This is a genomic window from Pseudomonas sp. (genome assembly GCF_046581935.1).
Lineage (GTDB): Bacteria > Pseudomonadota > Gammaproteobacteria > Pseudomonadales > Pseudomonadaceae > Aquipseudomonas.
On sequence record NZ_JAYGFK010000012.1, the window covers coordinates 118320 to 140056 of the forward strand.

General features: G+C 57.1%; 24 protein-coding genes. 4 read left to right on the top strand and 20 right to left on the bottom strand.

Annotation, left to right across the window (positions count from 1 at the left end):
* Positions 1-106: 106 nt before the first annotated feature.
* From VCA57_RS08370 to VCA57_RS08395, 6 genes are all read right to left on the bottom strand, one after another.
* Positions 107-256 carry a hypothetical protein gene (locus VCA57_RS08370; RefSeq protein WP_411184514.1) on the bottom strand — a complete coding sequence of 50 codons (150 nt, stop codon included), beginning with the start codon at positions 254-256 and terminating at the stop codon, positions 107-109.
* 382 nt (positions 257-638) lie between these two features.
* Positions 639-1058, bottom strand: coding sequence for a group I truncated hemoglobin (locus VCA57_RS08375; protein ID WP_411184515.1), 420 nt, complete (start codon positions 1056-1058; stop codon positions 639-641).
* A gap of 2 nt (positions 1059-1060) precedes the next feature.
* Entirely contained in the window at positions 1061-1918 is an 858-nt protein-coding gene (locus VCA57_RS08380; RefSeq protein WP_411184516.1) for a DUF3034 family protein, read from the bottom strand.
* Between the two features lie 2 nt (positions 1919-1920).
* A complete protein-coding gene (locus VCA57_RS08385; RefSeq protein WP_411184517.1) occupies positions 1921-4260 on the bottom strand; it encodes a putative bifunctional diguanylate cyclase/phosphodiesterase in 2340 nt (779 codons plus the stop codon).
* On the bottom strand, positions 4244-4930 hold the full coding sequence (locus tag VCA57_RS08390) for a methylamine utilization protein (RefSeq protein ID WP_411184518.1): 687 nt from the start codon (positions 4928-4930) through the stop codon (positions 4244-4246). The genes VCA57_RS08385 and VCA57_RS08390 overlap by 17 nt, the downstream gene beginning before the upstream one ends.
* Positions 4931-5103: 173 nt before the next feature.
* Entirely contained in the window at positions 5104-5856 is a 753-nt protein-coding gene (locus tag VCA57_RS08395) for a helix-turn-helix domain-containing protein (protein WP_411184519.1), read from the bottom strand.
* Positions 5857-6087: 231 nt separating this feature from the next.
* Between VCA57_RS08395 and VCA57_RS08400 the strand changes: the two genes are divergently transcribed.
* From VCA57_RS08400 to cmoB, 3 genes are all read left to right on the top strand, one after another.
* Positions 6088-6483 carry a protease inhibitor I42 family protein gene (locus VCA57_RS08400; RefSeq protein ID WP_411184520.1) on the top strand — a complete coding sequence of 132 codons (396 nt, stop codon included), beginning with the start codon at positions 6088-6090 and terminating at the stop codon, positions 6481-6483.
* Between the two features lie 211 nt (positions 6484-6694).
* Entirely contained in the window at positions 6695-7471 is a 777-nt protein-coding gene (gene cmoA, locus VCA57_RS08405; protein ID WP_411184940.1) for a carboxy-S-adenosyl-L-methionine synthase CmoA, read from the top strand.
* Entirely contained in the window at positions 7468-8436 is a 969-nt protein-coding gene (cmoB, locus tag VCA57_RS08410; RefSeq protein ID WP_411184521.1) for a tRNA 5-methoxyuridine(34)/uridine 5-oxyacetic acid(34) synthase CmoB, read from the top strand. The genes cmoA and cmoB overlap by 4 nt, the downstream gene beginning before the upstream one ends.
* 87 nt (positions 8437-8523) lie before the next feature.
* Here the strand turns inward: cmoB and pdxJ are convergent, their stop codons facing one another.
* The 12 genes from pdxJ to rpoE all read right to left on the bottom strand — a co-directional run bounded on the left by pdxJ (position 8524) and on the right by rpoE (position 18953).
* A complete protein-coding gene (gene pdxJ / locus VCA57_RS08415; RefSeq protein ID WP_411184522.1) occupies positions 8524-9270 on the bottom strand; it encodes a pyridoxine 5'-phosphate synthase in 747 nt (248 codons plus the stop codon).
* A complete protein-coding gene (gene recO / locus VCA57_RS08420; RefSeq protein WP_411184523.1) occupies positions 9263-9961 on the bottom strand; it encodes a DNA repair protein RecO in 699 nt (232 codons plus the stop codon). The genes pdxJ and recO overlap by 8 nt, the downstream gene beginning before the upstream one ends.
* A 47-nt stretch (positions 9962-10008) precedes the next feature.
* Positions 10009-10911, bottom strand: coding sequence for a GTPase Era (gene era / locus VCA57_RS08425; RefSeq protein ID WP_411184524.1), 903 nt, complete (start codon positions 10909-10911; stop codon positions 10009-10011).
* Complete coding sequence (gene rnc / locus VCA57_RS08430; protein WP_411184525.1) at positions 10904-11593, bottom strand: ribonuclease III; 690 nt, start codon at positions 11591-11593, stop codon at positions 10904-10906. Before rnc ends, era begins: the two co-directional genes overlap by 8 nt.
* The gene (locus tag VCA57_RS08435) at positions 11590-11967 is read right to left on the bottom strand and encodes a DUF4845 domain-containing protein (RefSeq protein ID WP_411184526.1); all 378 of its coding nucleotides are present in this window, start codon (positions 11965-11967) and stop codon (positions 11590-11592) included. The genes rnc and VCA57_RS08435 overlap by 4 nt, the downstream gene beginning before the upstream one ends.
* Before the next feature lie 104 nt (positions 11968-12071).
* Complete coding sequence (gene lepB, locus VCA57_RS08440) at positions 12072-12926, bottom strand: signal peptidase I (RefSeq protein ID WP_411184527.1); 855 nt, start codon at positions 12924-12926, stop codon at positions 12072-12074.
* Positions 12927-12931: 5 nt separating this feature from the next.
* A complete protein-coding gene (lepA, locus tag VCA57_RS08445) occupies positions 12932-14731 on the bottom strand; it encodes a translation elongation factor 4 (RefSeq protein ID WP_411184528.1) in 1800 nt (599 codons plus the stop codon).
* Positions 14732-14877: 146 nt separating this feature from the next.
* Positions 14878-16311: a DegQ family serine endoprotease gene (locus tag VCA57_RS08450; protein ID WP_411184529.1), complete on the bottom strand. Its 1434-nt coding sequence runs from the start codon at positions 16309-16311 to the stop codon at positions 14878-14880.
* A 28-nt stretch (positions 16312-16339) separates the two neighbouring features.
* Positions 16340-16795, bottom strand: coding sequence for a SoxR reducing system RseC family protein (locus VCA57_RS08455; RefSeq protein WP_411184530.1), 456 nt, complete (start codon positions 16793-16795; stop codon positions 16340-16342).
* A complete protein-coding gene (locus VCA57_RS08460) occupies positions 16792-17739 on the bottom strand; it encodes a MucB/RseB C-terminal domain-containing protein (RefSeq protein WP_411184531.1) in 948 nt (315 codons plus the stop codon). Before VCA57_RS08460 ends, VCA57_RS08455 begins: the two co-directional genes overlap by 4 nt.
* Before the next feature lie 8 nt (positions 17740-17747).
* Positions 17748-18341 carry a sigma-E factor negative regulatory protein gene (locus VCA57_RS08465; protein ID WP_411184532.1) on the bottom strand — a complete coding sequence of 198 codons (594 nt, stop codon included), beginning with the start codon at positions 18339-18341 and terminating at the stop codon, positions 17748-17750.
* A 36-nt stretch (positions 18342-18377) separates the two neighbouring features.
* Positions 18378-18953 (bottom strand): RNA polymerase sigma factor RpoE, encoded by a 576-nt coding sequence (gene rpoE / locus VCA57_RS08470; protein WP_233686203.1) that lies wholly within the window; start codon positions 18951-18953, stop codon positions 18378-18380.
* A 368-nt stretch (positions 18954-19321) separates the two neighbouring features.
* Between rpoE and nadB the strand changes: the two genes are divergently transcribed.
* Positions 19322-20938 (top strand): L-aspartate oxidase, encoded by a 1617-nt coding sequence (gene nadB, locus VCA57_RS08475; protein WP_411184533.1) that lies wholly within the window; start codon positions 19322-19324, stop codon positions 20936-20938.
* Here the strand turns inward: nadB and VCA57_RS08480 are convergent.
* On the bottom strand, positions 20907-21359 hold the full coding sequence (locus VCA57_RS08480; protein WP_411184534.1) for a protein YgfX: 453 nt from the start codon (positions 21357-21359) through the stop codon (positions 20907-20909). The genes nadB and VCA57_RS08480 overlap by 32 nt on opposite strands.
* The gene (locus tag VCA57_RS08485) at positions 21343-21597 is read right to left on the bottom strand and encodes a succinate dehydrogenase assembly factor 2 (RefSeq protein WP_411184535.1); all 255 of its coding nucleotides are present in this window, start codon (positions 21595-21597) and stop codon (positions 21343-21345) included. The genes VCA57_RS08480 and VCA57_RS08485 overlap by 17 nt, the downstream gene beginning before the upstream one ends.
* Positions 21598-21737 lie beyond the last annotated feature (140 nt).

Genomic DNA, 21737 nt, shown 5'->3' on the forward strand with positions numbered 1-21737 from the left:
CATGTACACCTACCTAGGTAGGTGAAGCCGGTTACCGCAGCAGAGGCACAAAGGCCCCAATACAAAAACAGGCGAATGCCGCAAGGCAGTCGCCCATGAGAATCCGTTAATTGCCGGCCAACGCCTTACACCCGGTCAGGCCCTGCGCACATTCAACATCGAGATAGATGCGGCACACCGGTAAACACTCAACATCACTCACAACAGTCTGCGCCGACGCAACTTTAAGCAAGGTAAGACGGGCTATCAGGGTCACGTCTTATCCTTTATTTGAGCACTTTATATATTAGCTCTAGCCCAACTGTACCGGCTTGCCGGGGCACCCTGCGCCTAGAAAGCTACACAACGCCTTAAGTGAGGACGGAATTTAGTGCCAGATGCATGACAGCTTCTTACAAAAAACTATGGAGTTTTTGCAAAAAACTCCAAGCAGGGAACTTCCGGCACACACGCTTTAAGCGCCACACCAAAGAGCTGTGGCAAAGACAGTCGGGCGCTCACAATAACGATCTCGATTGCCCAGATAGACTGTGTACTGCAAAGCGAAGCGCCTGTTTACGCGAGCTACCGTCAGGTGGTCGCACAACTAATCCAAGACGAAGAATAATCACCCAGCAGGTTGACCACTCCCTAACACGTTAGCGATCGATTACCTGCGCACGCATCGGCGCAAGCCGCGCCAGCAAGCGGTTCTGCGCGGGCATGGGGACTCCCTGGGCGCTCATTGCATCTTGCAGATTTTCCACCAGGGCATTGAAGTCGCTCGGGGTGAGGTGTTGGCCTTTGTGGCTTTCTTCCATGCTGTCACCGGTGTAGGTGCATGGGCCGCCGGCTTCGACGCAAATCTGCTCCACCAGCTTGTCGCGCAGCCGCACGATATCGATATTCTCGAAGTGCCGGACGATTCGTGGGTCGCCGGCAATATTCAGCAGCATGCCCTCAACGATCCGGGTGATACCGCCCTGCTCGCCCAAGTCACGGTAGAGGCTATCGTCTTGGTGCGGTTGTTGAACACAGGCCGACAGGGTCAGCACAACGGCGAGCAACAGGCAGCGCATGCTTAGAAACTCCCCTGCACAGACAGGTAAACGCCGTCTTGGTTATCCAGCGTGGCAATTTCCCCGAGGCGTGCATAGGCCAGCACCACAGCCAGATGCTTGTTGGGGAAATAGCCGAGAAACAGGTCGGCCCAGTCACTCTCACCGGCAAAGCTCAGGTTGTCCGGTTTCTCACGGTACTCAACCCCTAAAGCCCAGCGAGGGTTGAACAACACGGCAACGGAGCCTTCCTTGAGCACCGAGCGGCGATCACGCCGATCACCACCAAAGCCCAACAGGCCCAGCTCATTGGCCCGGCTGTAGCGAACACCGCCGTTAAGCAGCAGGTTGTAACCAAAAGCACCACCAAGGATCAGCCGACTGGCAGCTATATAGCCTTCGGTGTCTGCGCTACGTTGCGCTCCAACCAGACTGGGGATAAGAAAGTCCTTCTGCCGCTTGTGTTGAATACCCAATGACACCTGCGGCAACTGGTCATAGATCAGGTCGCCAAACAGGCGCACCTTGAGGCCGAAGATATCCTGACTCAGGCTGTTCTCCGGCAAGTTCAAGTTGCGCGCCAGGTTGCCTAGGTCAAAGCGCTGGCGAGCGTAGGACAGCTCGATGCGGTTATCGAACGCCACCCCAACCCCGGCCACATCGAGGCGGTAATCGCCGGTTTCCACCCGCGTGGCAAATACATCCGCGCCCCACTCGCCGCGTTCGCCATAGCCGGAAAGCACCGCCCAAGGAGTAATCCCGCCGCCAGCCGCACCTTCGATACTGCTGGCACCACCCGTCGCCAACAAACGACCATCGGCCCAGGCCAGGTTAGCCAGCGACGCAAACAGCAGCAGTGCGCAGCGAGACAGTTTAATCATGGTCAATGCACCAAGGCCGATGATGTTGGGGAACGTTGCGCCATCCAGGTTTCAAAGGCTTTGGCTGCCAACGGCCTGCTGATTAGGTAGCCCTGGGCAATATCGCAATGCCAGCGTCCGAGCAGCAGCAGGCTGTGCTCAAACTCGACACCCTCGGCAACCACCTTGAGACCCAGGCTATGGCTCATCTCGATGGTTGAGCGCACGATTACCGCGTCTTCACTGGCATCGTCCAGGTCACGAATAAACGACTGATCAATCTTCAACTCCTGTACCGGCATGCGCTTGAGCTGGGCCAGAGACGAGTAACCGGTACCAAAGTCATCCACCGACAAGCTGATGCCGCAGTCACGTAAACCATGCAGCACTTGCAGGGCAACTTCGGGGTTGAGCATCACACCACTTTCGGTGATTTCAAAAATCAGCTGCTCGGCCGGCACTTGGTATTCGGCTAGAAGTTTGCTGACCCGCTCCGGCAACTGCGGATCGATCAGGTCTTCGGTAGAAATGTTCAACGACACTTGAACGTACAGCCCCCGCTCAGCCCACTCACGCAACTGACGCATGACCTCTTCGATCACCCAAGTGGTCAACAGCTGGATGCTGCCAGTGCGTTCGGCCAACGGAATAAACTCGCCTGGCGAGACCATACCTAACGCAGGGTGCTGCCAACGCAGCAGCGCTTCAGCCTGGCGCACTTGGCCATCGGCAATATCCAGTTTCGGCTGATAGTGCAGCAGCAACTCGGCCTTGCCTGGGGCATGGCGCAGATCGCGAATCAGACGGATCTGCCGTTGCTGGGCATCATCCCGACCACGCTGATAAACCTGCAGATGGCTGGCCATGTCAGCAGCATCCTGCATGGCGATGCCAGCGCGGCGCAGCAGCTCCTCCGGGGCATTGCCATCCACGGGGTAGCAAGCAATACCGATGCGGCAGTCCAGGGCGAAATCATGAGTGGCAACGTGTAAAGGCTTGAGCAGCAGTTGCTGAACCTTGTCGGCCATGCCCACGGCACTTTCGGTGTCGGTGTTTTCCAGCAGCAGAAGAAATTCATCGCCGATAAGCCGCGCGACGCTATCGCCGGGTCGCAAAATCTCCTGTAAGCGCTGACTAAGCTGCTGCAATGCCAAGTCGCCACCTTCCGGCCCCAGGCTCTCATTAACCGCACGAAAGTTCGCAACGCCCAAGTACAGCAACGCCATGGGCCGCCCCGACGTAACGGCGCTGCCCAGACGCTCCAACGCCAGGGTCCGGTTGGGCAAACCGGTGAGTGCGTCGTGCAGGGCGTTATGCGCTAGCTGCCGTTCACGCTCTGCAATGCCTTGCTGCATAGCCTTGAAAGCTGTAGCCAAACGGCCCAGCTCGTCACTGCGATGCAAGTCCAGACTGGCTTGATAATCGCCCTGGCGCACCCGCTCGGCGACGGCGGCCAGTTGCTCCACCGGCTTCGAAACCGAACGCGCCAGCAATAGAGCACCGCCCAGGGATGCGCTCAGCGCCACCAGGGCAATCAGCAGAATATTCTGATCAAGCGGCGCAAATGCTTGCTGCGCCTGACTCAGGGATTTGTGCAGCAATGCGCGCACTTCAAAGCCATCACCACTGGCCAGTACCAACGCTTGGTTAAGGTAGCGTTCGCTGCCAATCAAGCTCACCGCATCATTTGCCAGGTTCGCCATTCCGCCCTGCACATGCTCGCGCTCTGTCGACGGCAAGGTGCTGATCCAGATATCGGCCACTCCTTTCTGAGTCGCCAGCAGGGTCAAATCCAGGTGAGTCAACTCGCGCAGTTCGGCGGCAAACGCATCGTCAACCTGGAAGCCCATCATCACCCGGGCAATTGGCAGAGGAGCAGTGACCGTAGCCTGCACCAGCAGGTAAATCTTGTCGGCAATCGGCATCAGGAAGATCTTCACGCCCTCACGCTGACGCTGCATCACCTGAGCACTCAAGCGCTGCGCCGTGTCGCCACTGATCTGGCGATCACTACTGACTTCCAGGTTGCCATCCAGGCTCAGCATCATCACAACGCTGGCATTGATCCGTGCGCCGTGATTGGTCAGTGCCGAGCGAATAGTTTCAGTGTCGCCACTGGCCACGGCCTCCTTGAAGCCAAAATCGGCGACCAACACCTGCACCGCATCGTGCAACTGCCGGCCGCGCACTTCGAGTAGCTGTTGAAATACCAAGCTACCCACATCCAGTTGTTCGCGCGCCTGGCTGCGCACAGCTGCATTGGTGGCGGCCTGCACGGCCACATAGAGCGCGCCCACCACCACCAGCAGCAGTAGGACCAGTACACCGGCAATCCGCGCCTGAAAGCTATTGCGCAGCATCACGAGCCTTCTTGAATGCGTCGCCAAAGGCACTAACTGGCTCACTCGGCGCAGCCTGGATAGCAGGCCCCTGCACAGCCAAGGTAAACCGCTGCTGGCTGTCGCCCTCACTCAACACTAACGAGCCAGCTGCCTGCGGCAACATATCGGGGGTTTGTGGGTGCCAGAGGCTCACCGTATAGCTGCCAGCAGGTAACGAGTCGAGGCTCAATCGCCCCTGCTCATCGCTCACAGCAAACCAAGGATCGTCGGTCACATAGATATAACCCAACATCCAATCGTGGATATTGCAGCCGAGTACCACTACACCTGGCTTGTCGAAGATCACCGGCTCACTTGGGGTGCCCTCATACAAGCGCAATTCGAAACGCTTGGCCAACGAGAACGAATAAACATGATGGCGAATATTGTCGCTATTGGGGAACGACACCGAAGTACCGCTGCGCACCGCTAGCACACTAGGCGCAAATTGCCGCGAGCGCTGATCCATGATCGCGGTAGCCGGTACAGGCTTCGGATTAGATGAGGTACGCAAGCTGAGCACAGCATTAGCCAATGGCTGGCCCTGACTATCCACTACTTCAGCGTGCAGACTTGCAGCGTGCAATGACACACTGAACAACCACACACTCAGCAGAGAAAGTGCGAACGAAAGATGCAGATGCTTGTTCATCAAGACTACTCGGACTCTAGGGGCACTCGATTATGGACAGCATCCTTGCCCGGGCACAGTGAATGCCTCTAAAGCGCACAGCTTAGCTGGCCACGTGATGATGTTCACGTTTTCTTGGCAACAGCCTCCCGCTAATTGCAGAAAGCAAAACGCCGCAGTGACCAGCGAGGGGTTTACTCAGCGCTACGCAAACGCTTGGGGGTCAAACCAAGGTAGCGACGCATAGCTGTGGTCAGCGCACTCTGACTGGAGAAACCGCATTCTTCAGCGATGCGAATCAACGGCAGGCCGCTCTCTCGCAGTAATCGCACCGCGCGGTCGAGACGGGTTTTCAGGAGGTACTGGTGCGGTGTCAGGCCGACACTGTCCTTGAACTGCGCATGGAAATGGCTGGGGCTTAGGCAAGCCACCTGCGCCAGTTCGGCAACACTGATGCGCCGAGCTAGATGCTCGACGATATAACTGTCGAGCCGCTCCAGATTCAGCCCACCCACGGCACGCACATGTGGCTCGCCGAACAGACGCAGGTGCAAGGCACGCAGCAACACGCCACCCAGCGCACGGCTCAACAGCGGATCAGAACCGTAACGTTCAAGCTCAGCACCGGCATAGCTCAGCAAGTTTTGGAAGTCAGCGTCCAACTGCGGATAACGCGGCGTTTCAAACAGGCGCGTCAGCAGTTGCAGATCTTCACTGGAGATGCCCTGCTCATTCAGGTCAACGATCAGCATGCGGTTATCGCCCATACCGGCGAACTGGTGATCGGCATCCCCCGGCACCAGGCACGCACGCATGCGGCATACCTCACCACCGCGGCCATTCACTTCAAACTCTGCGCGCCCAGCCAGCGACAACACCAACTGGTGATGATCGTGAGTGTGTTCATGAGCCTGGTCATCAAGACGTATCAAGCGCGCGTTGAGCATTAAAAGGTGCAACCCTGGATAGCAAAGGTGCAACTTTAACCCTTTACCCGGTAAAACTGCAGCTTGCTCGACAAATGGGTAGCGCAAAACCCACCACTGACCCTGCAATCCAGTTCACCTGCGCAGCATGGCTGACGTTATGGCTGATCACACTCAAGTACGATGTAGCGATTCCCGCCGGCAAGCCGTAGCGGCTATGCTGGCAGCCTCGACTTTCGCTAGGAGCGCACCATGCTTGCCCCACGCCTAATCGTGGTACTCAGCCTCGCACTGCTCGCAGCCTGCGCGCAAACCCCCAGCAGCGTGACGCTGGAGCAAGATCAGCAGAGCAAGTGCCCACTGTCGCTCCACGTCGGCCAGCAATTTATCCTGCGCCTACCCAGCAACCCCACCACCGGTTTCCGCTGGCTGCTACGCGACTCGGCCCCGCAGGTACTGAAAAGCCTCGGACCCGAGGTCTACAGCAACCCGGAAGACGCCGGCCTGGTTGGCAGTGCAGGAATATCCACCTGGCGTTTCGAGGTGGCCAAAGCCGGCGAAGGCCAATTGGCCCTGAGCTATGAACGCCCCTGGGAAGTGGGCGTAGTGCCGGCCCAACGCTTCGACTGCACGCTCAAAGCCCGCTAAAACGCGGATACCTAGGGCGTAGCCCGTTAATACCTGAAACGCCTGCGAGACCGCGCCGCTGGCGATCATGCTGAGCTACTGGCTAGGTCTTGCATCGGCTTTAAAACAAGCCAGCAAGACCGCGTACTAACGCCCCCGTATAGCGACGGCCGCGTAGATTTGCGACCAATAGCTGCAATCAACATTTGGCTATGGGCGTTACTTGGCTAAAATGCCCGGCTTTATCGATCAGTGCGCAGCCAACGTGAGCAAACAACCCGACCGTCTATTCGCCCAACCCCTGGCCCAGGTGCCGGACTTCGTGTTCAACGAAGATGTGGTGCGGGTCTTCCCCGACATGATCAAACGCTCGGTACCGGGTTACCCGACCATTGTCGAAAACATCGGCGTGCTCGCTGGCCAGTTTGCCCAGCCGCACAGCGTGCTCTATGACCTCGGCAGCTCATTAGGCGCGGTTACTCAGGCGTTGCGCCGGCATGTACAGATCGCCGACTGCCGAGTGATCGCCGTGGACAACTCCACGGCCATGGTCGAGCGCTGTCGCGAATACCTGCATGCGCAGGACTCAATGTTTCAGGAGCTGTTGCCCGTAGAGGTGATCGAAGCCGATATTCTCAGCCTCAACTTCCAGCCAACCTCATTGGTAGCGCTGAACTTCACCCTGCAATTTATCCAGCCCGAACAGCGCCTCGAATTGCTCACGCGGATTCGCCAAGCCCTGCTACCCGGCGGCGCACTGATTCTCTCGGAAAAGCTGCAATTCGAGGACGCCGAACAACACAACCTGCTCGGTGACTTGCATATCGCCTTCAAACGCGCCAACGGCTACAGCGAGCTGGAAATCGCCCAGAAGCGTAGCGCCATCGAGAAAGTCATGCTGCCCGACAGCCTGGAGCAGCACCGCGAGCGCTTGCTCGCCGCCGGTTTCAGCCAGGTGGTGCCGTGGTTTCAGTGCCTCAATTTTGCCTCGATGATTGCCCTGCCATGATTAACCGTCTCGACCTCGACGCCCTGCAAGCAACGCTTGCCGGCACCCCGCTACAGGACTGGTCCGCCGATCTGCCCGGGCAAATCGATAAAAAACTGGCGATTGGCCACGGTGACCTAGAGCGCTGGTACGGCGCGGTACAGGCGCTGCCTGAACTGAACGTTGAACAGCTGGAGCTGCTACACAGTTTCAGCCTCAACGGCAGTTGCGATGAGCCTACACGCGCCGCGCTAAAAACCGCCTTACAAGGGCTGATTCCCTGGCGAAAAGGCCCGTTCCATCTATTTGATGTGCATGTCGACACCGAATGGCGTTCGGACTGGAAGTGGCAGCGGGTTGCACCCTACCTCGACCTCAAGGGCAAACGCGTGCTGGATGTTGGCTGTGGCAACGGCTACTACATGTGGCGCATGCTCGGCGCAGGCGCCGGCAGCGTGGTCGGCATTGACCCTAACTGGTTATTCCTCTGCCAGTTCCTGGCGATGAAAAACTACCTACCCGACCTACCCGCCTGGCATCTGCCGTTGGCCTTCGAAGAGCTGCCCGGCAAGCTGCACGGCTTCGACACGGTATTTTCCATGGGCGTGCTGTATCACCGCCGCTCGCCCATCGATCACTTGCTCGACCTCAAGGACTGCTTAGTCAAAGATGGTGAACTGGTGCTGGAAACCTTGGTGGTGGAAGGCGACGTCCAGCAAGTGCTGGTACCCGAGGATCGCTACGCGCAGATGCGTAACGTCTGGTTCCTGCCGTCGGTGCCGGCGTTGGAACTGTGGCTACGCCGAGCCGGCTTCGTCGATATCCGCTGCGTCGATGTCAGCACCACCAGTGTCGACGAACAACGCTCAACCGAGTGGATGCGCTTCCAATCGCTGCCCGAGTTCCTCGACCCCGCCGACCACAGCCGTACGGTCGAAGGTCTGCCGGCACCCAACCGCGCCGTACTGGTGGCGCGTAAGCCGTAGGATGGGTTGAGCCCAGCGATACCCATCAGCAAATTGATGGGTTACGTCGCTACGCGGCTAACCCATCCTACGACTGAGCTCGGCTCCTCAGCCGCGCCCTGACGCCGCAACAATCAACTGCTTCATTTCCACCACCGCCTGTTTAAAGCCAACAAACAGTGCGTGGGCCACCAGCGCATGACCAATATTCAGCTCGTTGATCCCGGCAATCGCGGCCACGGGTTCAACGTTGTGGTAATGCAGGCCGTGGCCGGCATTGACGATCAGGCCGTGCTGCAGACCGCAGGCCACACCGTCGCGAATCCGCGCCAACTCATGCGCCGCCTCTTCTGGCGTATGGGCATCGGCATAACGGCCGGTGTGCAGCTCGACAGCGGGGGCGCCGACGCGTTTTGACGCCTCAATCTGGCGCGGTTCTGGATCGATAAATAGAGACACTTCACAGCCGATCTTGCTCAGACGTTGCACCGCCGCGCGAATGCGTTCTTCTTGACCTGCTACGTCCAGGCCGCCTTCAGTGGTGAGTTCCTGACGAGTTTCCGGCACCAAGCAGACGTGCTCAGGGCATATGCTCTCGGCAAACGCGAGCATTTCCTCGGTCACTCCCATCTCGAAGTTCATCCGCGTCTGCATGACTTCCTTGAGCAGGCGTACATCGCGCTCCTGGATATGCCGACGGTCTTCTCGCAGGTGCACAGTAATGCCATCGGCCCCGGCTTCTTCAGCATCCAGCGCCGCTTTGACTGGGTCTGGATAACGCGTGCCACGGGCCTGGCGCAAGGTGGCCACATGGTCAATATTCACACCCAATAGAATACGATTGGCATCAGTCACGACTTGGCTCCTTGAGCGTCATGAAAAGTTCGCGGCTAACCAGTGGTCGTCCGCCTAAATGAGGGGCCAAGGCTTGGCGCATCAGGCGCTTGGCAGCCGCCAGGGCACCTGGCACAAGCCAGTCGGCCTCGGCCATAGCCAGTAACTCAGCCCCCTGAAAAACCCCAGGCTGCAAATGCCCAACCGGCACCAGCCCCGTTTCGGTATGCAGACGATACAGGCCACTCTCGACAATGGGCTGACCTTCGCTGTCCAAATCCAGGGCGAAACCATAGCCCAGGTCATCCAACAGGCGCCATTCAAAAGAGCGCAGCAGCGGTTCCAGCGCACGCCCTTCGGCAAGCGCTAAAACAGTCATGGCGTAATGTTCGAAGACCACTGGATGCGGATCTTCGGCGGGCAGTAGGCGAATCAACAGCTCGTTAAGGTAGAGGCCACTAAACAGCGCCTCACCTACCAGAAGATTGGGAATGCCTGCGGGATCTAGGCGGCCGACATTCTTCAGCTCGCCGCGTCCACGAAACTCGGCTTCCAACGGAATAAATGGCCGCGCCAGGGTTCCTGCCTTGCCCCGCGCCCCACGCAATACAGCACGCAGTCTACCTTGTGGAGTCAGAAAATCCACCAGCGCACTGCTTTCGCGGTAAGCACGGCTGTGCAGCACATAGGCCGGCTGGCTAAGGGCAAGCATGAGGGCTTACTCGAGATGACGGGCGCAGAGGTACGCCCGCAGAAACATCAAATATTGTCGTAACCAAGCGAACGCAAAGCGCGCTCATCATCAGACCAGCCACCTTTGACCTTGACCCAAAGATTGAGCATGACCTTGGAGTCGAACATAACCTCCATGTCCTTGCGCGCTTCCTGGCCAATGCGCTTGATGCGCTCGCCCTTGTCGCCAATGATGATTTTCTTTTGCCCGTCACGCTCAACCAGAATCAGCGCATGGATATGCAGGATGCGCCCGTCGCGCTTGAACTCCTCGATTTCCACAGTGATCTGATACGGCAGCTCAGCGCCAAGCTGACGCATGATCTTCTCACGCACCAGTTCAGCGGCGAAAAAGCGGCTGGAGCGATCGGTAACCTGATCTTCCGGGAAGAAGTGCACACCCTCAGGCAAACGCTCACCGACCAATTTTTCCAGAGTATCGAGGTTATGCCCGTGCTGGGCCGATACCGGTACGATCTCGGCATTCGGCAGCTGAGTAGCTAGCCACTCCAAGTGCGGCATCAACTCGGCTTTGTCTTCGACGCGATCGGTTTTATTGATAGCCAGAATCACCGGGCCTTCGACGTACTGAATACGCTCCAGCACCATCTGGTCCTCATCGGTCCAGCGGGTACGGTCCACGACAAAGATCACCACGTCAACATCCTTCAGCGCCGACGAAGCGTTCTTGTTCATATAACGATTGAGCGCTTTCTCGTTGTTCTTGTGCAGACCGGGGGTATCAACGTAGATCGCCTGCACTTCACCCTCGGTTTTGATGCCGAGCATGTTGTGCCGCGTGGTCTGTGGCTTGCGCGAGGTGATCGCCAGCTTCTGCCCGAGGATGTGGTTCAGCAGCGTCGACTTGCCCACGTTGGGCCGGCCAACAATGGCGACATAGCCACAGCGTGTAACAGGTACATCAGTCATTGCCGTTCTCCACACCCAGGGCGATCAGCGCTGCCGCAGCGGCAACCTGCTCGGCGATACGCCGGCTGGCACCCTGCCCCAGGGTTTTATCATTCAATAGGGTGACCTGGCATTCCACGACAAATGTCCGGCAATGCGGCTCACCCTGGATATCCACCACGTCATAACGTGGCAGCTCACAACCGCGCGACTGCAAAAATTCCTGCAAGCGGGTTTTCGGATCTTTATTGGTATCAACCAGGGTCAAGCCACTTATTTCGGTGGTCAACCAGGCCAGCACGCGGTCACGTGCTGCCTCCATACCGGCGTCCAGGTAAATGGCGCCAATCAGCGCTTCCAGCGCATCCGCGAGGATCGACTCACGACGAAAGCCGCCGCTCTTCAACTCCCCAGAGCCCAAACGCAGGTATTCACCGAGATCAAAGCCACGCGCCAACACCGCTAAGGTTTCACCCTTGACCAAGCGCGCACGCAGCCGCGACAACTGGCCTTCACGAGCCAGTGGAAAACGCTCAAAAAGCGCCTCACCGGCAACAAAGTTGAGGATGGCGTCACCAAGAAACTCCAGACGCTCATTGTTGCGCCCGGCGAAACTGCGGTGAGTTAACGCCAGAATCATCAGGTCCTGGTCTTTGAAGGTATATCCGAGCTGACGCTCAAGACGGGCTAATGAAACACTCACGGCATGCGCACACGAAATTCTTTGTCGAAGCGTACGACCAGGTCGATATTCTCAATCAACGGCTCGCGCTTCTCGTATTTTAGGTGCGCATGAAACTCGTTGTTTTCCAGCTTCACCTTCAATGCTTCTTGCATATTAAGGTCACGAATACTGTTGACCTGCATGCCCTTGCTGACATGGCTGTAAAACTCACCGACGCTGCGCACTTCGGCAGCCCTATCAGTCTCGACAGAGGTAACAATTTTCTCCAACGCCATATAGTCCAAGTAATGCGGCAGCAACTTGAATGCAGCGCTGGCAAAAAACGCCACAATGCTGAGCACAACCAGCCAGCTCAGCACCGACATGCCCTTTTGCGAATGCGCAGATTTCATATACGTTCCCAAATCCGGATGAATAAAAAAGCCTTTAAGGCTTGAGACAAAACTATATATAGCCTGCAACTCTGTATTTGACAGGCCGCAGGCTTATCAGCAGATCAGTGAATCAGCCCCACACGGGAGATGTTCGGCAAGTTACGAGACTTTGGATCAGGCCAGCTCATCCAAATGGCAAACGCCTTACCGACAATATTCTCATCAGGCACCATGCCCAGCAGTTGTTTAGGAATAGCAGGATCATTCCAGTAACGACTGTCATTGGAGTTGTCACGGTTGTCACCCATCATGAAATAGTGACCTTCCGGGACCAGCCATTCACGACCCGGCTCAATCCGGTAGCGCTGCATTTCCTTGCGAATCAGGTGCTCAGCTTCACCGAGTTTCTCGTTGTACAGCACCGCACTGCCCAAGCTGCCAGGCTCGTCGCCAATCAGCTGCTGAGCCACCAACTCACCGTTGATCGTCAGGCGCTTATCTGTGCTGTAAGCAATTCGATCACCGGGCAAACCCACCACACGCTTGATGTAGTTGATATTCGGATCGCTTGGATAACGAAACACCATCACGTCACCGCGCTGCGGGTCACCGACCTCAATCACCTTGGTATCCAACACTGGCAAGCGAATGCCATAGGCAAACTTGTTGACCAGGATGAAATCCCCCACTTCCAGAGTCGGCTTCATCGAGCCGGATGGAATCTGGAAGGGTTCGACCAGAAAGGAGCGCAGCACCAACACAATCGCCAATACCGGGAAGAACGATTTACCGTACTCCACCAGCATTGGCTCTTTATTCAGACGCGCCACTATCGCCTCATCGGGCGCGCTGACCTGATCATGATAGGTAGCAATGGCAGCCCGCCGGCGCGGGGCCAGGAAGACCAGATCGAACAACGCCAGAACGCCACATACGGCGACTGCGATAACCAGCAACAGCGGGAAATTTAGAGACATAGGACCTAACTATCCAACCTGAGCACAGCAAGGAAGGCTTCCTGTGGAATTTCCACGTTACCGACCTGCTTCATGCGTTTCTTACCGGCTTTCTGCTTTTCCAGCAGCTTGCGTTTACGGCTAACGTCACCGCCATAGCATTTCGCCAATACGTTCTTGCGCAGCGCCTTGACCGTAGTCCGCGCCACAATCTGCCCACCGATAGCTGCCTGAATAGCAACATCAAACATCTGCCGCGGGATCAGCTCTTTCATCTTCTCGGTCAACGCCCGCCCTTTGTAGTGAGCGTTGTCACGGTGCACGATCAACGCCAGGGCATCGACTTTCTCACCGTTGATCAGCACATCCAGCTTGACCAGATTAGCTGATTGGTAACGATCGAAGTGGTAGTCCAGCGAAGCATAGCCACGGCTGGTGGACTTCAGACGATCGAAGAAGTCCAGCACCACCTCGTTCATCGGCAAGTCATAAGTCACCTGCACCTGCGAACCGAGGAACAGCATGTCGTGCTGCACACCACGCTTCTCGATGCACAGGGTTATGACGTTACCCAGGTGCTCTTGTGGCACGAGAATATTGGCCCGCACGATTGGTTCGCGCATGTCTTCGATGGCCGACAGATCCGGCAACTTGGACGGGTTATCGACGTAAATCGTTTCGCCCGTCTTCAGCAACAGCTCGAAAATTACCGTCGGCGCCGTGGTAATCAGGTCCAGGTCGTACTCGCGTTCCAAACGCTCCTGGATGATCTCCATGTGCAGCATGCCGAGGAAGCCGCAACGGAAGCCGAAGCCCAGCGCATCGGAGCTTTCCGGGGTGTACTGCAGCGACGAGTCGTTCAGGGTGAGCTTCTGCAGGGCCTCACGGAAGTCTTCGAAATCGTCGGAGCTGACCGGGAACAGGCCGGCGTAAACCTGCGGCTGAATGCGCTTGAAGCCCGGAAGCACTTCAACATCAGGCGTGGCCGCCAAGGTCAGCGTATCGCCAACCGGCGCACCATGAATATCCTTGATGCCGGCGATGATGAAACCCACTTCACCGGCCTTGAGGTCGACGGTTGCCGTGTGCTTCGGGTTGAACACACCGACACTGTCGACCAAGTGAATCTTGCCGGTGGACTTAACCAGCACCTTGTCGCCTTTCTTGATCCGGCCATGGCGCACACGTACCAGAGAGACAACCCCAAGGTAGTTGTCAAACCAGGAGTCAATAATCAGCGCTTGCAGCGGATCTTCAATATTGCCGGTTGGTGCAGGAATGGTATGAACCAAGCGTTCAAGCACATCATCCACGCCCATGCCGGTCTTGGCGCTACAGGCAACGGCGTCAGTGGCGTCGATGCCGATGATCTTCTCGATCTCTTCCTTGACCCGCTCCGGATCGGCCTGCGGCAGATCAATCTTGTTCAGAACAGGCATCACTTCGAGGCCTTGCTCGATAGCGGTGTAGCAGTTAGCAACTGACTGTGCTTCAACGCCTTGGCCAGCATCAACCACCAGCAGCGCACCTTCACAGGCCGCCAGAGAACGGCTGACTTCGTAGGTAAAGTCAACGTGGCCTGGGGTATCAATGAAGTTCAGCTGATAGGTCACACCATCTTTAGCTTTGTAATAGAGGGTGACGCTGTGCGCTTTGATAGTGATCCCGCGCTCGCGCTCAAGATCCATGGAGTCCAGTACCTGGGCCTCCATTTCACGGTCAGCCAGGCCGCCACACATCTGGATAAAACGGTCAGCCAAGGTCGACTTGCCGTGGTCAATGTGGGCGATGATGGAGAAATTGCGGATATGACTCAAATCACTCACGGATCAACACTCAAAAAGGTCGCAGGCGACTGCCCGCCGAAAATAGCCGCGAAGTGTACCTGAAAGCCGCCTAATGCGTCATCAATACAGCCGGCTGCACCACGTAAAAGGGCGACCGAAGTCGCCCTTTTACAGTGCTGAATGCCTTATTCAGCCAGCTTAAAAGTAATGAAGCTGGCACGCCCCTGACGCAACACTCGCATAGAAACCGAACGATTCTTCGGTAACGCCTGAGCAACCTCGGTAAAGGTCTTCGCCGAATTAATTGCCTGATTATTCAGGTGAGTAATCACATCACCCGGACGCAGGCCAATCAGCGCAGCCGGTCCATCCTGAACTTCGGAAATGGCCACACCACCCTTCAGATCAAGATTTTTCAATTGCACGGCGGTCAGCTCAACCACTTTGACACCCAGACGGTTGCTGCTGCGCTCAACCCCAGGGTTTTCACCGCCAGCCAACACCTCACCGTCTTCCGGCAACGAACCTATGCTCATCTTCAGTTTCTTGCGCGCACCTTCACGCACCACATCCAGCTCAGCAGTAGAGCCAGGCTTGAGCGCGCCAACCAGGTGCGGCAGATCGGCAGACATGATGATTGGCTTGCCATCCAGACTGAGAATCACATCACCGACTTGCAGGCCGCCCTTGGCAGCAGGACCATCCTCCAGCACTTGCGCAACCAGCGCACCCGCCGGTTTTTCCAGGCCAAACGACTCAGCCAGATCTTTGTTCACTTCCTGAATAACCACACCCAGCCAGCCGCGATTGACCTTACCACCGGACTTGAGTTGATCAGCCACATCCATAGCTACGCTCATCGGAATGGCGAACGACAAACCCATGAAGCCGCCAGAGCGGGTGAAGATCTGCGAGTTGATACCCACCACCTCACCAGCCAGGTTGAACAACGGGCCACCGGAGTTACCCGGATTGATGGCCACGTCAGTCTGAATGAACGGCACATAGCTCTCGTTCGGCAGGCTACGGCCCTTGGCACTGACGATACCGGCAGTTACCGAGTGATCGAAGCCAAATGGCGAGCCGATGGCCAGCACCCACTCACCTACTTTCAGGTCTTCAGACTTACCCAGCTTGACCGTCGGCAAGCCCGTCGCCTCAACCTTGAGCAGCGCCACATCGCTACGCGGGTCAGTGCCTACCAGCTTGGCCTCCAACTCACTGCGATCAGACAAGCGCACAATGATCTCATCGGCATCGGCAATCACATGGTTGTTAGTCAGGATGTAACCATCGGCAGAAATGATAAACCCTGAGCCCAGCGACTGAGCCTCGCGCTGCCGGCCTTTGCCAGGCGCCCGCGGCGTTTGCGGCATGTTGCGCTCGAAGAACTCACGAAACATCGGCGGCAAGCCTTCCAGATCCGGCGCATTAAGCTGCCCACCACTGGCAACCGCACGCTCCGGTATTTTCTGCCGGGTACTGATGTTCACCACAGCAGGCGAGGCCTGCTCAACTAGATCAGTGAAATCAGGCAAGCTCGCCTGGGCGACTAGCGCCTGCCCAAAGAGCAGCACGGCAAACAGCGCGGAAAATGAAGATTTCAGACCAAGCTTCATAAAACTCCCCATCAGGACAGCAAAAGTCTCAAAAGGCGACTGCAGCACCCGCAAGCAGGGCGCGCAACACCACGGGTTGCAAAAAAGGATCAGTCGCTGTTTGGCGACTACGCCAACGCACACCAGCGCACGCCACAACAAAACCTGATAGCGCACTGAGAATCACCCAAGGCTCACTCAGCGCCAATTGCTCAGCCGCTATCGCGCCAGCAAACAAACCCAGCAACGGCAGCAAATAGACCAGCAGCGAACCACGCACCAGTAATTCCTCGCGCACGCCGATCACCACAGCATCCCCCACACTAAGATGCAGATCAGACAGCGCACGCACATAGCCGCGACGTCCACCCGCACCTAGCTGATCAAGCAATCCCTGGCCACATCCGGCCTTGACCGAACAGCTCGAACAGGTGCTTTTGCGCAACGTTTCGACCCATACCGCACCGGCCTCAACGGCAACTACTCGCCCCTGCTCCTCTATCACTGAGCTACCTCGCCCGCCGAACGCATCGACAACGCCACCCGCTCAGCAGTACCCAGAGGAATTTCACCAACGACTGTAACCATGACATCGCCATCAGCGGTTTTCAGCCTCCGCGAGACCGCGGCAGTAGGGCCTAACTGAATGCGTACATCCTCAGCTGCAGCACCGCGCAAAGGCTCCATGAAAACGGAAAAACGCGCCAGACCATCGTCATACAACTGACAGGCAACCAACTCATCCGAAGCCGGACTACGCCGCTGGGTAACAGAGGTCAGACTAAAACCTGGCGGCAACCAATCCGAATGCCACGCTTCGACAGTCTCAGCCTGCGCTGACGGCAAGCGAATGGGCCGACAACTTACACTGGGTTCCAAAACTGCAGATGCAGGGATATCTGTTTGCAGTTGGGTGAACTGGAAGCGCTCCAGCAATTGCCCTTTGTCGTTGACCAAAAGAGACTTAAGTGGCAAGCCTGTTTGCTGATCGAGATACAGCTCAACACCAAAGCGATGTTGGTCCCGCGGCACCAGCGCCAGGACAGTGGTAGCACGGCCAGCCACACGCGAGTCACCCAAAACACGCAACTCATACCACTCACTGAGTTGCGCCTCATTCAGCTCGCGAGCGGGCCACAGCTGACTATTTACCAACTGATCTGCAAGCACGCCACTGGCACATTGCACGCGCCCATCAACACGCAGTACCTCTTGCACAGAATCATCAAGCTGCAACAGACGCTCGCGCAATACGCCGTCATCGCCTACCTGATGCCAGACTTTGTGCGTGGAGAAACTCCCATTGCGCTCGTAAACAAAAGTGCCGCTAAAACTCTGCGTGCGCTCTGCCTCGACCAACCGCTGGAGCAATTGCGCTCCATCATCGGCCTCTGCAGGCAGCACCAGACAGCTGCCCAACAGTAGAACGCTTAAAGGAATAAAACGCATGCGCCTCCTTAACGATTTTCCAGACTCGCCGCACGCGCATAAGGCAGCGCACCTTCGCTAGTACCCATAGCCGCCTGCTGTGCATGCTGACGCAGATAAGCGGGTAGACGCTGTTCATGCCAACCAGGCTGGCCTTCACCCACCGCACTAATGGCAGGAGCAGCTTGCTCTTCAGAGGTATTGAAGCCGGCCAACATCGCTGGACCGCTAACCTGGGGAATATTCAACGCAGGCTGAGTAGCCTGCTGAGCCAGTTGAGCGCCAGTAATGTCATCCTGATTGTAAAAACGTACGCCAGCCAGGACAGCAACGGTGACCGAAGCCGCTACAGCAAGCCGCCCGACGGTCACCCACAAACCACGCTGCGGCTTACTAGCAGCTGGCATAGGTTCATCAGCCAAGGCAGCGGACACTGCAGCGGCGATATCCAGATGCGGCACCAACAATTCCTTGTGCATAACTGCACGAGCAACCTGATAGCGCGACCACGACGCGCGTAACTCAGGGTCATCACTGGCCGCCAGCACTCGTCTCAGTTCCAGTTCATCCGCTTGGTTATCCATCACCGCGGACAGTGATTCCTGCAGGGTTTCACGACTCATGGCGGTTCCTCTCTTGGCTGACGCCGCTACCTTGGACTACTGCAACAATGGCTGCAGCGATTTATCAATGGCCTCACGTGCCCGGAAAATCCGCGAACGCACAGTGCCTACTGGACACTGCATGACACTCGCAATGTCCTCGTAACTCAGACCATCAAACTCACGCAAGGTTAGCGCTGTGCGTAAATCTTCCGGCAATTGCTCAATACTGCGGTGCACCGTTGCTTCAATCTCATCACGCAGTAACGCACGCTCTGGTGACTCGATATCCTTGAGGGCGTGATCGCCATCATAGAACTCAGCATCCTCAGCACTTACATCACTGTCTGGCGGCCGCCTACCACGCGATACCAAGTGGTTCTTGGCCGTATTGATAGCGATGCGATACAGCCAGGTATAAAACGCACTATCACCGCGAAAATTACCCAACGCACGGTACGCCTTAACAAAGGCTTCCTGCGCCACGTCCTGCGCCTCATGGGTGTCATGCACAAAACGCACGATCAACCCGAGAATCTTGTGCTGATACTTCAGCACCAACAGATCAAAAGCGCGCTTATCGCCGCGCTGCACGCGCTCGACCAGCTGCTGATCTTCTTCCTGGGTTAGCATGAAATCTCCTCATTAGGTTTTAAGGAGTGCAACGCCAACCCTTGAATCGGTCTGCCAAAGTAGACTTGGGCATTGCGCAAAAGTTCTCTCCTTCAAACAAGCTTCCTGCAAAATCTTATAAATCCTGCACGGAACAGCGCAGCAAAGGGACTCCACTGCTGCGTCGGTAGCCTGGATAACCCGCGCTCAGGCAACAAAATGCGGGTACGTTATAAAAACGCCTGACAATGGCGAATTTCCACCTAAACAACCGCCTATGGAACCCGGAACACTTAAAAAGTTCCCGAGTAACACCCTTGGTCATAAGGCGGCTATTGTGCCGTTCGGCCCCTCTATATACTAGGGGCCGCCTTTCGCGGAATTCAGATATGAGCCAACATTACCAACACGACGTTCTGGTCATCGGTAGCGGTGCTGCAGGCCTGACCCTAGCCCTGACACTGCCGACGCATATGCGCATTGCCGTACTGAGCAAAGGCAACCTGTCCAACGGCTCAACCTACTGGGCACAAGGTGGTGTGGCAGCCGTACTAGACGACACTGACACCATAGAGTCGCACGTCGCCGACACCCTCGACGCTGGCGGCGGCCTATGCCGCGAGGACGCTGTGCGCTTTACCGTGGAGCACAGCCGTGAGGCCATCCAGTGGTTGATTGATCAGGGCGTGCCCTTTACTCGCGACGACCAGACCGCTCGCGAAGATGGCGGCTTTGAATTCCACCTAACCCGTGAAGGCGGCCACAGCCACAGGCGCATCATTCATGCCGCTGACGCCACCGGCGCAGCGATTTTCAATACGCTCTTGGAACAAACTAAACGTCACAGCAACATCGAATTGCTGGAGCAACGTGTCGCCGTCGACCTCATCACCGAGCGCAAACTCGGCCTGGATGGCCAGCGCTGCCTAGGCGCCTACGTACTCAACCGCGCCAGCGGCGAAGTCGACACCTACAGCGCCCGCTTCGTGATCCTCGCCACCGGCGGCGCCGCTAAGGTTTACCTCTACACCAGCAACCCGGATGGTGCTTGTGGCGATGGCATCGCCATGGCCTGGCGCGCAGGTTGCCGAGTCGGCAATTTGGAGTTCAACCAATTCCACCCAACCTGCCTTTATCATCCACAAGCCAAGAGCTTTCTAGTCACCGAAGCTCTACGCGGCGAAGGAGCCCTACTCAAGCTGCCCAACGGCGAACGCTTTATGCCGCGCTTCGATGAGCGCGCCGAGCTGGCTCCGCGAGATATTGTTGCCCGCGCCATCGACCATGAAATGAAACGCTTAGGTATCGACTGCGTATTCTTAGACATCAGCCATAAACCCGCTGAATTCATCAAAACGCACTTCCCCACCGTATACGAGCGCTGCCTCGACTTCGGCATCGACATCACCCGCGAACCAATCCCCGTAGTTCCGGCAGCGCATTACACCTGCGGCGGCGTATTAGTCGATGAAAACGGACACACTGACGTGCCCGGCCTGTATGCCATCGGTGAAACCAGTTTCACCGGCCTGCACGGGGCAAACCGCATGGCCAGCAATTCGCTACTAGAATGTTTTGTTTACGCGCGCTCAGCAGCGGCTGACATCGTGGCCCAGCTGGACCAGGTAAAAGCCCCACCACCATTGCCAGAGTGGGATGCCAGCCAGGTAACCGACTCTGACGAAGACGTGATCATTGCGCATAACTGGGACGAACTACGGCGCTTTATGTGGGACTACGTTGGCATCGTGCGGACCAATAAGCGCCTGCAACGCGCTGAGCACCGCGTACGCCTGCTACTCGATGAAATCGACGAGTTCTACAGCAACTACAAGGTAAGCAGAGACCTGATTGAGCTGCGCAACCTGGCACAAGTAGCCGAGCTGATGATCCGTTCAGCCATGCAGCGTCACGAAAGCCGGGGCCTGCATTACACCTTGGACTACCCGCTGCAGCTGGCCGAAGCAAAAGACACTATTTTGCGGCCGGCCACCTATGGCGACTGAATTTCAAGCGCACCCGTAAGCGCCGATGCTGGTCGCGACTCAGGCTGTCCCGTGCAACGCACAGTGCACGCACGGGGCGCTGCCCCACCAGCCGGAAACGCAGCAGCACAATCAACGGCAGAGCCAGGCTATCAACATGCAGCTCAATCGCCTGCCAGCCCTGTGCGGCGCTATATACCTGCCAGCCATCAGCGTTGCAGCGCAGCGCTCGATAGGCCGTAGGGACGCTAAGCATTAGATGCCGAGGCACCACCCACGCCGCGTGCAACACGCAAAACAGCCCACCGAGCAGACGTGCCCACATTGGCATATCCACTAACACCAGGCTAAGCAGCGCCAACCCTTGGATCAGGGCATAAGCGCCAAGCAGCAGACGCGATGGCCGCCACTGGCACTCAAAAACCTCACTTGGGCTGGACACGATCCAGAATCATCCGAACCATGCGTTTGAGGTCCGCATCGTCTGGCTCGCCGCGCTGCATAAACCAGCCGAACATATCCTGATCCTCGCACTCAAGCAGCTTGCGATAACGCTCGCGATCAGCCTCATCAAGGTGCGGATAAACTTCACGGACAAATGGCACCAGCAACACATCCAGCTCCAACATACCCCGGCGGCTGTGCCAAAAAAGACGATTGAGTTCAGTCGCGTCAACCATGGATTTGCTCCTTGAATAAGGCGCGCAGTATACGGCGAAAAGCCAGGTCTGTTGACCGCCCCATCAGCCAACCCGGCATTTGCCAGCAACGAGACATGCTCAAGCGCTGACAAGGTGCGAGGCGCGCTCTATGATGAGCC